This window comes from Cetobacterium sp. NK01 (assembly GCF_024506395.1).
Taxonomy (GTDB): domain Bacteria; phylum Fusobacteriota; class Fusobacteriia; order Fusobacteriales; family Fusobacteriaceae; genus Cetobacterium_A; species Cetobacterium_A somerae_A.
In genome coordinates, this window is record NZ_JANIBO010000002.1 from 372,360 (window position 1) to 385,937 (window position 13,578).

General features: G+C 30.8%; 10 protein-coding genes. 1 reads left to right on the forward strand and 9 read right to left on the reverse strand.

The window, feature by feature from the left end:
* The first annotated feature begins 12 nt into the window (after positions 1-12).
* Entirely contained in the window at positions 13-1,494 is a 1,482-nt protein-coding gene (locus tag NON08_RS11015; protein WP_256691633.1) for a DHA2 family efflux MFS transporter permease subunit, read from the forward strand.
* A gap of 45 nt (positions 1,495-1,539) precedes the next feature.
* Here NON08_RS11015 and yqeC read toward each other — a convergent pair whose 3' ends face one another.
* The 9 genes from yqeC to NON08_RS11060 all read right to left on the reverse strand — a co-directional run bounded on the left by yqeC (position 1,540) and on the right by NON08_RS11060 (position 13,572).
* Positions 1,540-2,301 (reverse strand): selenium cofactor biosynthesis protein YqeC, encoded by a 762-nt coding sequence (yqeC, locus tag NON08_RS11020; RefSeq protein WP_256691634.1) that lies wholly within the window; start codon positions 2,299-2,301, stop codon positions 1,540-1,542.
* Between the two features lie 17 nt (positions 2,302-2,318).
* The gene (locus NON08_RS11025) at positions 2,319-3,113 is read right to left on the reverse strand and encodes an XdhC family protein (RefSeq protein WP_256691635.1); all 795 of its coding nucleotides are present in this window, start codon (positions 3,111-3,113) and stop codon (positions 2,319-2,321) included.
* 29 nt (positions 3,114-3,142) lie between these two features.
* Complete coding sequence (gene hydA / locus NON08_RS11030; protein ID WP_256691636.1) at positions 3,143-4,483, reverse strand: dihydropyrimidinase; 1,341 nt, start codon at positions 4,481-4,483, stop codon at positions 3,143-3,145.
* A gap of 120 nt (positions 4,484-4,603) precedes the next feature.
* The gene (locus NON08_RS11035) at positions 4,604-5,971 is read right to left on the reverse strand and encodes a uracil-xanthine permease family protein (protein ID WP_023051916.1); all 1,368 of its coding nucleotides are present in this window, start codon (positions 5,969-5,971) and stop codon (positions 4,604-4,606) included.
* Between the two features lie 56 nt (positions 5,972-6,027).
* On the reverse strand, positions 6,028-8,892 hold the full coding sequence (locus NON08_RS11040) for a molybdopterin cofactor-binding domain-containing protein (protein WP_256691637.1): 2,865 nt from the start codon (positions 8,890-8,892) through the stop codon (positions 6,028-6,030).
* 59 nt (positions 8,893-8,951) lie between these two features.
* The gene (locus NON08_RS11045; RefSeq protein WP_256691638.1) at positions 8,952-9,743 is read right to left on the reverse strand and encodes an FAD binding domain-containing protein; all 792 of its coding nucleotides are present in this window, start codon (positions 9,741-9,743) and stop codon (positions 8,952-8,954) included.
* A gap of 67 nt (positions 9,744-9,810) precedes the next feature.
* The gene (locus tag NON08_RS11050) at positions 9,811-10,911 is read right to left on the reverse strand and encodes a 4Fe-4S binding protein (protein WP_256691640.1); all 1,101 of its coding nucleotides are present in this window, start codon (positions 10,909-10,911) and stop codon (positions 9,811-9,813) included.
* 15 nt (positions 10,912-10,926) lie between these two features.
* Positions 10,927-12,216: a guanine deaminase gene (gene guaD / locus NON08_RS11055; protein WP_256691641.1), complete on the reverse strand. Its 1,290-nt coding sequence runs from the start codon at positions 12,214-12,216 to the stop codon at positions 10,927-10,929.
* Between the two features lie 15 nt (positions 12,217-12,231).
* On the reverse strand, positions 12,232-13,572 hold the full coding sequence (locus tag NON08_RS11060; protein ID WP_256691642.1) for an NCS2 family permease: 1,341 nt from the start codon (positions 13,570-13,572) through the stop codon (positions 12,232-12,234).
* Positions 13,573-13,578 lie beyond the last annotated feature (6 nt).

Here is a 13,578-nt window from a genome sequence, read left to right on the forward strand (position 1 = left end):
AGGTTCTATATTATGAACTCATCAATTATTTTTGCCACAATCGCTCTAGCTATTGGTTCTTTTATGAATGTTCTTGATATGACTATTGTCAATGTTTCTTTAAGTCATATTGCAGGAGATTTTGCTGTGGCACCTGATCAGGGTACATGGGTTATAACTTCTTATGCTGTAGCAGAAGCAATATTTTTACCACTTATTGGGTGGTTAACAAAACGTTTAGGTATTATCAAACAATATTTAGGTGCAACTTTATTATTTACTTTAGCTAGTATGCTTTGCGGTATAAGTCCCTCTTATAGTTTTCTATTGACTATGAGAATTTTGCAAGGAGTTGTTGGAGCTAGTATGATTCCTCTATCACAAACACTTATGCTTCAACTATACCCAAAAGAAAAAAAAGGTATTGCCCTTGGTATTTGGTCTATGACAATAGTTATAGCTCCTGTTGTTGGTCCTGTTTTAGGAGGATGGGTTACTGATACAGCTTCTTGGAGATGGTGCTTTTATATAAATCTACCTTTTGGTATTATATCTAGTTTAATTGTTTATTACATCTTTAGAAAAGATATTGCAAAAGAAAAAACCGTTAAAGAGCCTGTTGATATAGTTGGATTTATTTTTTTAGCTATCGGTGTTGGTTCTTTACAACTTATGTTAGACAAAGGAAATGACTTAGATTGGTTTTCTAATAAAACTATTATTGCATTAAGTATATCTGCTTTTATTTTTTTAGTCCTCTTAGTCATTTGGGAATGGTACCATGAATCCCCTGTAGTTAATGTCCGTTTATTTTTAGATCGAAATTTTTGTGTCGGATCATTTTCACTTATGTTTTCAGTACTTGCATATTTTAGTGGGGTCGTCGCCATTCCTCTTTGGTTACAAAATTATATGGGATACACAGCTTTCATCAGTGGAAAATCAACCTGCACTTTAGGTTTAGCTATTTTAATGGTTGCTCCTATACTTGGTAAAAAAATAGATCATTTAGATTCTAGAAAAGTTGCTGCTCTTGGGTTCTTTTTACTTGGAATATCCACGTTTTTAACTTCTAACTATTCTCCTCAGATAACTCCAGGTTATATTGGTCTAACTAGATTTTTTAACGGTTTTGGTGTTGGTATATTTTTCATAGCTCTAAATACATTAACGCTTTCAAATATTAGCAATGAGAATTTAGCAAGTGCATCTGGAATTTATAATTTTATGAGAAATATAGGCAGCAGTTTAGGGACCTCTCTTGTTATCCCAGCATGGAATCACACAATGGCTTTTCATCATAATATGATGGCATCTACAATAACAACAGCAAACCCAAATATTAATAGTACTATTAGCTCATCAGTTCAATCTTTAGCATTAATAAATCAACAAGTTATTGTTCAATCCTCTATTATGGGAATTAATGATGTTTTAATTGGAAGTGGAGTCATCTCTCTTTTATTAATACCATTTTTATTTTTAGCAAAATCAACCAAACCAGAATTAAGCTAAATAATTAAAAAGTGTTTACTATTTAAGTAAACACTTTTTTAATTTTTATTCTTTTTTTAACTGAAAATTTAGTTCTTTTCTTATGCTTCCTAAAATAATTGGTATATTTTCTTTATTTAAATTATTACATATTTTTATTCCTGCATTAAGTTTTTTCCAATCCTCTATACCATTAATGAAAAGATATTTTTCTATTTTTTTACAGTCCTTATCTATCATATTTCTAAAAAAATTTCCAGTTTTTATATATTTTACAATAAAATTAGAAGTTATTTTCTTTTCTTGTTTGTTTTCTTTATTAATAATACTCTCATATCTGTAAACAGAATCTTTTACCTTTGTATTTAATACATTTAAGTTTATTACTCCTATTATTTTATTAGAATATTTTGAAATTACAGGTTCATTTTCTCTCCAAACTTTTAATGATTTCCCCTTAGATCCATCACTTTCTATTAAAATAAAATCATAATTCTTTAATACTTTTTCTAATGTTTTATCGTTTACTCCAATAATCTTTTTATTTTTGTAATCAATCTCTTCTGCTAAATAATCTATATTTTTACATGTTCCTTGTTTTTCTATCGTATTTTTATTTTCTGTTTTTCTTTCTAAAATAAAATTTTCATATTCTTCAATTTTAGGAAGATATATTTTTGTTGTTGTTGTTATCAATACTCTATAATTTTGTGACAATTCCTTTGCCAGCTTAGATATTAAAGAAGTCTTTCCTCCTCCTCCAGTAACTGATATTATGTCTCCTACTTCCAAATCAAATGCTTCTGCAAAATTAAATTTTTTCTTCAAATTTTATCCTCCTTAAACTAGGGTAAAATCCTCAAGGATTGTCCTGAAAGATTATTTTTTATTTTCAGAATTTCAGAAATTATAGAAACTCCAATCTCTTTAGGGCTTCCTGAGGAAATATCAAGTCCTATTGGAGAATAAACTTTTTCTAATTCCACTACAGATATTCCCTCTTTTTCAAGTTCATTAAAAGTTTTTTTCACTTTACTTCTACTCCCAATCATTCCTATATATTTAGCACCTCTTCCTAAAACACCTTTTAAAGCTACCTTATCTCCTAAATGTCCCCTTGAGACTATAACCACAAAAGAATACTCATCTAGCTTTAAATTTTTCGTTATTTCCTCTAGATTTCCAACTATATTTTTTGCATTTGGATACTTTTCTGAATTACAAAATTCTTCTCGATCATCAATCATTACTATTTCAAATCCTAAGTAATCTCCTAATTTATATAATTCAGATCCTATATGACCTCCACCAATAACTATCAATTTTTCTTTTTTTTCGAAGACTTTTATAAAAGCCTTAACTTTTCCTCCACACGCCATATGTAGAGCAGCTTCCTCTATAAGATCGAACTCTAAACTTTTAGACTTATTTTCTTCTATTGCTTTTAATGCCTCTTTAATTAATTTAAACTCTAAGTTTCCGCCTCCTACTGTTCCACAAATTTCTCCAGTTTGAAAAACTCCCATAAGGTTCCCCTTTCTTCCAGGGCTTGAACCATCAATTTCAATTAAAGTTACAAGGGCTACTCCCATACCATTTTCTAGCTTCTTTGATATATTAAAAATAATATCTTTATCCATATTTTCTCCTTTAAAGTTATCATTTCATTCTAATAACGAGGTATAAATTTACCTATTTTATTTAATTTTACTTCTTCTAAATTGTGGCTATAAACTAACTCTCCTCTTAAAAAAACCTTATCTATATCTGCTAATAACTTAAAGCCATCAAAACAACTATAGTTAGCTTTAGAAAAAAGCATCTTTGAATTTAGAACTAATTTTTTTTCTTTAAATATTACTAAATCAGCATCTTTTCCTATTTCTATACTTCCCTTTCTAGAACTCATTCCAAAAATTTCAGCTGGTTTTGTTGATGTTAAATTTAAATATTTTTCAACACTTAACTTTCCTTTTAAAAATTCACTAAATAGTAATAAAACTCTTTCTTGAACACCAGGAATTCCATTTGGACATTTCCAAAATTCATTTATTCCATCTCTTTTTTGTTCTAAACTAAAGGAGCAATGATCTGTTGCTATAATATCTATATAATTTTTATCTATACCTTTCCATAAAGCTTTTATATCTTCTTCTTTTCTAAGAGGAGGTGAAAGAATATATTTTTCACCACCATCTTCTAGATAATTTAACTCATTTAAATAAAGATATTGAGTACATGTTTCTACCCAAAACTTTCTTCCTCTTAATTTTGCCCGAATAATTTCATCTAAAGATTCTTTTGATGAGATATGGACAAAATATAATTTTTCAAACTCTACTGTTTCTGCCAATCTTATTAATCTTGAAACTGCTTCCGCCTCTGAGTAACTTGGGCGAGAATAAGCGTGATATATTGGCTTTCCTTTTCTTTCTTCCGTATATTTATTTTTTAAAAAACTTATAATAGCATCATTTTCTGCATGAACTGCTACAACCATATCAAGGTTTTTAGCATATTGAAAAATTTTAATTATAGCTTCATCTTCTTGTTTAAAAGAGTATGTTAAATATATTTTAAAACTATTTATTCCTCTTTTTTTTAGTTTTTCGAGTTCTTTAAAACTATTTTTATCTACCTCTTGAAAAACACCATGAAAAGAGTAATCACAAAATGAATTCTCCGCATAATCCATATATTTATCTATCATATACTCTAAATTACACCCTTTTGGCCCAAATCCTGGATGATCTATTATTGTAGTAGTTCCCCCTGCTAGAGCTGCCATAGAACCACTTTGAAAATCATCAACTGATATAACCCCTACATCTATATTAAAATGAGTATGAACATCTATTCCTCCAGGAACTACATAAGCTCCTTTTAAATCTATAAAACTTCCATCTTCTTTTAAATTCTCTCCAATTTCTATTATTTTTTCTTTTTCTATTTTTATATCTACCTGTTCAATTTTATCTTTTATCAAAACTTTCCCATTTTTTAAAAGCATATTAGGTCTCCTCCTAAGTATTGTTATTAAAAATCTTATAAAAAAAAGTAAATCTAGTTACTACTTCTTATAATTTTTTTAATTTTTTTAAAATAGAGAGGAGAATTCTCCTCCCTATTTTTATATACCTTCTGTTTCTATTTCTATATTATCTTTTTCTACATCACTTTGCTTTTCAACTCCATTAAATAACAAATTCATAGTAACTCCAACTAAAGTTCCAGTTGTTATTCCTGAAGATAAAATAGTAGATATAAAAGTAGGTAGGTTTTGTAATAATTGCGGTCTCAATGTTACCGCTAATCCAGCACTTATAGATATTCCAACTATAAGCATGTTTCCATTATTAAATTCCACCTCTTGAAAAATTCCTATTCCTACAGCTGCTATTGTTCCAAACATAACTATTGCTGCTCCTCCTAAAACTGGCTGTGGCATTACAGAAACTAAAGCTCCTATTTTGGGAATAAGCCCCATTACTATTAACAATGCTCCTGATCCCATAACAACATATCTACTTGCTACTCCTGTTATAGAAACTACTCCTGTATTTTGGCTAAATGTTGTCGTTGGTGTTGCATTAAACAATGCTCCAACAAAACTCCCAACTCCTCCTAATAAAATTGATCCTGATAATCTTTTGTTATCTTTCATATCAACTTCCGATACTTTCGCACATGCCAAAGTATCTCCAGTTGCCTCTACCATGGCAACTAAATATGCAATGGCAAAAGGAAGAACATACTCAATTTTGAACGTCATTCCATATTTTAAGGGAGTTGGAAAATATATGCTTTGGGTTTGGGTAAGAATTGAAAGATCTAATTTTCCCATAAAAAAAGCTAATAAATATCCTACAACTATTCCAAAAAAAATTGATCCTGAAGATAAAATTCCTTTTCCATATTGATTAAGACCAATTGTTATAAACATAACTGTTAATCCCAAAACTATATTTGTAATACTACCATAATCTTCTGCTCCATGGCCTCCTGCAAACCAATCTACAGCTACTCCTAAAATCGTAAGACCTATTAAAGATACTACTATTCCTTGAACTATTGGAGGAAATATTCTTCTAATTTTACCTGTAAATCCTCCTAAAAAAATTTGTACTAGCGATCCCAGCATTGACGCACCTAATATTGCAGCATAACCAGCTTCTGGCGATCCCCCAGCTATAGCAGATGCTGCTAATCCAATAGAAAGCCCCGGTCCAATAAATGTAAAATTTGATCCCATAACTTGAGGTAACCGACTTCCTAAAAATCCCACTCCTTTACTTTGAAAAATAGTAACTATTCCAGATACAATAAGTATATCTGCTATCATTTCTCCCGTCTGAATTTTGTCAAATCCTAATGCCGATGCAAAAATAATTGGCACTGTAACAATTCCACTAAATGAAGCAAATATATGTTGAAAGGAGAGCAATAGCCACTCTCCTATACTTTTAGGTTTTTCATCTACTCTCAATACTAAAGCCATTACTCCTCCTATTAAAATTTAAGTTTTTACGTAAGTATTTTGAGTATCAATATAAATTAAATTTTTCCAAGTTCTTTTAATATTTTTTCTGGAGTGAATGGCCATTCTCTTATCCATACTCCTACCGCATCATGAATTGCAGTTGCTATAGCTGGAGATGCCCCATTTATCGATAACTCTCCAACTGATTTTCTAGGTCCATATTCCTCTTTATCTTCATAAGTTTCTACAAATTCTACTCTGAAATCTTTTGGTATATCCTTTATTTTAGCTACCTTATAATCCATAAAGTTTGCATTTAACATATGGCCATCTTTATCAAAAATCATCTCTTCATATAACGAATGACCAATTGACTGAATAACAGCTCCAAATATTTGTCCCTTTGCTAAAACTGGATTCATAGGCACTCCACAATCATGAATTGCATAATATTTAGTTACATTAACCTCTCCAGTATTTGTATTAACTTCTACTTCACAAATATGAGTAGCATATGGAAATGCATGTAAATGTGTTGTAAAGTTTGCATTTGCTATTAATTGCCCACAACCTTTACCACTCTGTGTTTTAAAAGCTAAATCAGCATAACTCATCTCACTATTTTTTCCAACTATTTTCATTGGATAAACAAGTTTTAAATCTTCTTTTGGTTCATTCATATAGAACGAAGCTGACTCTAACATCTTACTTTCCATTTCTTTGCTAGCATTTAAAACTGCTCCTATAGAAAAGTGTGTTCCTGATGATGCATATGCCCCCACATCAAAAGGAGTATTATCTGTATCTGCAGCTATTATATGTATTTTATCCATGTCTAATTTCAGATGCTCTGACACAGCCTGCACAGCTATTGTATTCATCCCTGTTCCTAAATCTGTACCTCCCATATGCACTATAAATGTTCCATCGTTTAATTGCTTTATAATGGCATTTCCAGTATCAACATTTGGAATTCCTGACTTTTGTTGAACTATAGCAACTCCTTGCCCTACTTTTATATGAGGTTTTTCACTTTCTTTTTTATTTCTCCAATCTATCATTTTTGCAGCTTTCTCAATAGTATCTATCAATCCACAACTCTCAATAATTTCAGCACTTCCTTTTCCAACTTCAGCCATTTGAGCTAAAAGTTCCATTGCATCCCCTGATCTAACAGTATTTTTTCTTAGGATATCTAAATAATCTACACCAATCTCTTTCGCTAACTCAGCTATACATGTCATTAATGCATAGGTTCCTTGTGGTGCTCCATAACCTCTATAAGCTCCAGCATTAGGAAGGTTAGAGTAGAATATATCTATATCAAATTTTATATTTTCTACGTTAAATAAAGGCAGTGGTACTGCACAACTATTTTTTGATACAGTCATACAATGATTTCCAAAAGCTCCTGTATTAGAGTAAACATTCATTTGAATAGCATTTAGCTTTCCATCCTTATTAGCTCCTAATTTAACTTTTATTTTCATATCATGTCTCGAAGTTGCTGCTATAAATTCCTCTTCTCTTGAGTATCTATAGTAGATAGATTTTCCTGTTATCCAAGTTAAATATGAAGCTAAATCTTCCATCAATACGTCTTGTTTAACTCCAAACCCTCCTCCAACAGCCTCTTTTATAACTCTTATCTTATTTTCTGAAATTCCTAAAATACTTGAGATTATTCTTCTAGCATGTCCTGGAACTTGTGTTGAAGCATGAACAACTAATCTTCCATCTACAATCTCTGTATAACATACATGTGGCTCTGAAGGACAACAATGAACTTTTTTTGTTCTATATTCTCGCTCTATTATTGCATCAGATTTTGAAAACGCTAATTCTACATCTCCCATTTTTCCGCCAGTTTTAGCTACCATGTTTGTTCTTTGATCTCCACCTATTGGAAAATTCCAAAATATTGGTGTTTCTCTTGGATCAGCTTTTGCATTATGCTCTTCGTATCCTCTTAAATTTCCATCTTTAAAATATACAGGTCCACCATGAACTAAAATCTCTCCACTCATAGCATCTTCTAATGTTACTACTGGTTTTAAAACTTCATATTCTACCTCTATAAGTTCTATAGCTTTTTCTGCTATTTCTAGACTCTCAGCAACCACTGCTGCTACCCTGTCTCCTTCATGATAAACTTTTTGTCCTATCAATCTTCTATCATAAGGCGATGGCTCTGGATAACTCTGTCCTGATCTTCCATAAACAGTTTTCGGAGAGTTTTCATGTGTTAATATATAAACTACTCCAGGTAATTTTTCTGCTTTTGATACATCAATTTTTGTTACATAAGCACTTGCATGAGGTGATCCTAAAACTTTTAAAAAACAAGCATCTGAAGCTACAAAATCTTCAACAAAAGCTTTTTCTCCTTTTACAAGCTTTGGAGAATCAATTTTACAAACAGATTTTCCTATTACTCTCATCTCTTTTTCAGAATTTGCTCTCTCTATTTTTTCTCCAGCTAAAAGTTTTTTATAAATATCAATTACATCATACATCTGCTCATAACCTGTACATCGACATAAAATTGATGATAATGCATCTGAAATATCTTCCCTTGTCGGTTTCTCAACATTATCTAAAAGTGTTTTTAGTGCAAGATAAATTGATGGAGAACAGTATCCACATTGAATAACTCCTGCTAAAATCATTGCTTCTTGAAGTGTATCTATTTTCTTTTTATCAGAAAAAAATTCTACAGTATATATCTCTCTTCCTTCAATTTGTCCAACTAATAATAGACATGAATTAACAGTTTTTCCATCTAATATTATATTGCATAAACCACAGTTTCCATCTCCATCGCATCCTTCTCTCATTGAAAGAATTCCTTGATTTCTCAAAAATACCTTTGCTGATTGACATTTATCTCCAAAAAACTCTTTTTCTACACCATTTAATTTAAATTTTATTTTATCCATCTTTTATCTATATGATAAATGTTGAAAATATTTACCATACATCCTCCTTTCAATTTTTTCTAAGCAATTTCAAAACATTCAGCTACTAACTCTCCAGCTAAATAAGCTTTAAACTCTTTTGAACCACGAAAATCTGTTAATGGTTCTACATAATTTCTAATTAGGTGTGTCAACAATTGTTTTTCTAATATCGTTCCTTCTAACTCTTTTTCTATATCTTTTAATCTTATAACTGTTGAAGCTACGCCACCTACGGCTATTCTTATATCTTTTATTTTTTCTTGATCTTTATTATAAGTAACAGCTGCTCCAATTAATGATAAATCATCAGAAGTTCTTGAATGAGCTCTTACTCCATAAAGTTTTTCAAGATTCTTCTCTTCGATTATTATTTTTTCAATAAATCTCTCATCTTTTCCTAATATATACTCTTCAACTAAAACCAATTTTTCTTCTCCATAAACTTTAACCATTGCTTCTAAAACAATTAAAGTTGGAATAAGGTCTCCTACCGTTTTTCCACCTACAATGTTTCCACCAATTGTAGCTATATTTCTTATATTTCTATTTTCCATTAACATCGCTGCTTTTTTTAGTTGTTCAGGTATAATCTCACTACTTATTAATTTTTGAAATGTCACACATGCTCCAATTTCTAAGTTTCCTTTTTCATTTTTCTTTATTTCATCTAAATTTAATTTTCTAAGATCTATATATACTTCATATTTTTTTTTATTAAATGAAAGATTTAATATTGTTCCACCTGCAAGATATTTTCCAATTTCTTTATATTGATTCTTTAATGAAATGGCTTCTTCTATTGTCTCTGGTATAAAATATTTTTTTATCATTTTTCCTCCATATATTTATAAAATAAGTTTAAAGAGATTAATCTCTTTAAACTTATTTTTTAATTTTCTAGTATCTTATAATGTCTAAAACATTTTTAGGACATTGAGAGGTACATACACCACATCCAAAACAAAGTTCTTTATTAAATATAGGTTTTTTATCTTCTAATTTTATCGCATGATAAGGACAAACTTTAACACAAATTCCACAGCCTATACATCCATCTTTTAATTCTGGAATATTAGTTTCATAATTTGCTTTTACTCTCTCTTTTGTCTTTTTAATAGTTAAACCTTTTATTTGATCTAAATTCTCATATCCATGAGAATCCATCCATTCATTTAACTCTTTTACTATTCTTCCGTAAGCTTTTGGTCCCTCTATAATTCCTTGAGTACAAACCTGAACTGCTGATGCTCCTGCCATAAATGCTTCAACAACATCTTTTCCTGTTGAAATACCACCAACTGCAAATACCGGTATATTTTTTACTCCTTTTGCAAGCTCAAAGACATGTCTTAACATAATTGGCTTTATTGCAGGTCCAGATAGCCATCCATACCCTGTATTAGAACCCATATATGGCATACCTGTTTCTATATCTATCGATAAACATGGTCCATAAGAATTCATCGCTACCAATCCATCTGCTCCATGCTCTTCCAAGATTCTAGCTGTTTCTGAAATATCAGGAATACCTGGTGAAATTTTCATAAATACAGGTTTTTTAGTATGTTTTTTTGCTGCCGCTAAAGTTTCTAACATTGGTGTAATATCTCTTCCTACATAATGAGCAGAAATTTCATATGCATCTGCAAATTCATCTACCAAAGGTACTACTTTTTCAATATCAGCTGCTACATAACCCATTCCAATTATTAAAGGCTCATCTTTAAATTTACATTTTTTATACTCTTTTTCTACCCAATACTCAACTGAATGCTCTGACCATAATTCTGTATTTAGGAAATATTTTCCTTTAAAATCCTGCATACATGGCTTTGGTACTTTTGCTGGTTCTGATGAAACAGTTTTTGCTACTACTCCTGCTGCTCCATTTTCTACTGCTTCTCTACATATATCAGCATCTTTTGATGTTGGTCCTGCTCCTACTATAACTGGATTTGCATATTTTAATCCTGCTAATGTTACTCTTAAATCTGCCATTCTTATCCTCCATAATTAATTAAAATTTGGTTTATCCAATTTATTTCCTGATACATATCTCTCTACTATATTTCTATCATCACCTACATAGATATATCTTTCTACTCTCTCCATTACATCTCTTGGGTTTATATCAGCTATATTAGAGTCATCTATAATCAGAGCATCAAATTCATTTCCTTTTTCAAAAGAACCTATATTATCTCCAAAGAATTGTCCTCCTCCTTTAGTAGCTATATAAAACCATTCAGAAGTAGATAACGGCTTATTACTATCATCTAAATAAACCCATCTTAATTTTGCAACTTGTGAAGCACTTACAATTGCCTTGGCTATAGATACATCGTGTCCTCCTGATATATCAGATGCTAATCCTACCGGTATTCCCATATCAACTAGTTTTCTTATTGGAGCTATTCCTGATGATAAATTATTATTTGAATGTGGCGAATGAGCTACCATTATTTTCTTTTCTTTCATTAGCTCAAGTTCTTCTTTGGTATTCCAAATGCAGTGAGCTTGAATAGTTGGTTGATCACCAAATAATCCATGAGTATTGTATACATCTGCATAATGTTTTGCTGTTGGTTCTAATTCTGATACCCAAGCAATTTCTCCTTTATTTTCAGATAAATGAGATTGGATTTTAACATTAAACTCTTTAGCCATAGCTCCTAATCCTGATAATAATTCTGGTGTACACGTTGGTACAAATCTTGGAGTTATAATTGGTTTAACTCTCTCATATCTATCTTTTGTATTTTCTAACCATTTTCTAGTTTCATTTAAAGATTCTTGGGTTGTTTCATGATAAAATTCTGGTGCATTTCTATCCATATTAACTTTTCCTACCATAGCCCCTAATCCTGATTTATCTAACATCTCCATTAAAAGCTCCGTGGCTTCTCTATGAATTGTTCCAAATAAAACTGATCTTGTAGTTCCTTGTCTCCATAATTCTGTTATTACTTTTTCATATGCTTTTTTAGCATATTTTATATTTTCGTATTTAGCTTCTTCTGGAAAAGTGTATGTTTCTAACCAAGGAAGTAATTCTTTATCTAATCCCAAACCTCTATTTGTAAATTGTGGTGCATGAAAGTGAGTATCTATAAATCCAGGTATTATTAATTTTCCACTATGATCAATTAATTCAGCCATATTATGTTCCTTTGGAACTTCTTTATAAACTCCTAATACTTGACCATTTTTTACTGCAATATATCCATTTTCAATGATTTCATGTTTCCCAAATTCTGGTGTGTGATATATATCTCCTTTAAATAACTTTAACACTTCTCTCATCCTCCCTTATATTAACTAAATAAACATAATTTTTACTACAAACAGAATTGCCAAAACAGCCATTACCTTTGTTACATCTTTAAATTTTCCAGTTAAAACTTTTAAAGCCACATATGATAAAATTCCAATAACAATTCCATCTGCTATACTATATGTTAATGGCATTAAAATAATTGTTAAAAATGCTGGTATTCCCTCTGTTATATCATCAAAATTTATCGCTTTTATAGCTGTTACCATTAAAAGTCCTACTATAATCAATACTGGTGCTGTAGCTGATGCCGGTATCATAATAAATAATGGTGATAAAAATAATGCTATTACAAAAAGTATTGATGTTGTTAATGCTGTTAACCCCGTCTTTCCACCTTCTGCTATTCCTGAAGCTGATTCAACAAATGTTCCAACAAGAGATGTTCCTAAAAATCCTGCCATTATAGTTCCAATCGAGTCACAAAGACAAGCTTTTGTTACTCCTGGTAGGTTATCATTTTCATCCAATAAATTTGCCTTTCCTCCAAGTCCTATAAGAGTTCCAACTGTATCAAATATTGCAACGAAAAGAAATGTAAATACTACTAAAGCCATATTTGGTGTTAAAATTTCATTCATTCCTACAAATTGAAAAACTGTAGATTTCAAATCTGGAATCACTTGCCAACTTGTAGGTAATTTTGTTACTCCCATAAAAAATCCTATTATAGCAGTTCCAATTATTCCCCAAAACATTGAACCTTTTATATTTTTATACATTAATGATCCTGTTAAAAAAACTCCAACAAGTGTTAATACTGCTCTTGGGTCCTTTAAGTTTCCAAGAGTTACAACAGTTCCTTGTCCCGCTACAACTATTCCACCACTTACAAGACCTATTAAAGCTATAAATAATCCAATTCCTGCAATCATTGCCATTTTAATATTAAATGGAATTACATCAAATAGTTTTTCTCTAACTCTTGTTACAGTTAATATCAATAAGCAAACTCCAGATATTGCAACTGCTGTTAAAGCATACTGCCAACTATGTCCTTGACCTAAAACAACTGAAAATACAAAGAACGCATTCATACCTAAAGATGGTCCTAATCCAAATGGAAAATTAAACAACGCAGCTAAAGACGTTGCTATTGCCGATGATAATGCTGTCGCTGCAAATGCTCCTGAAAATGGTATTCCAGTTTTTGAAAGTGTTCCTGGTATAACTGCCAAAATATAAGCCATTGTCATAAATGTCGTTAACCCTGCAAATAATTCTGTCTTTACATCAGATCCCCTTTCACTAATTTTAAAATATCGATCCAATTTTGATTTACTTCCTAACCCCTCATCTCTTACCAATTCTAAATCTTCTTCCATAACAAC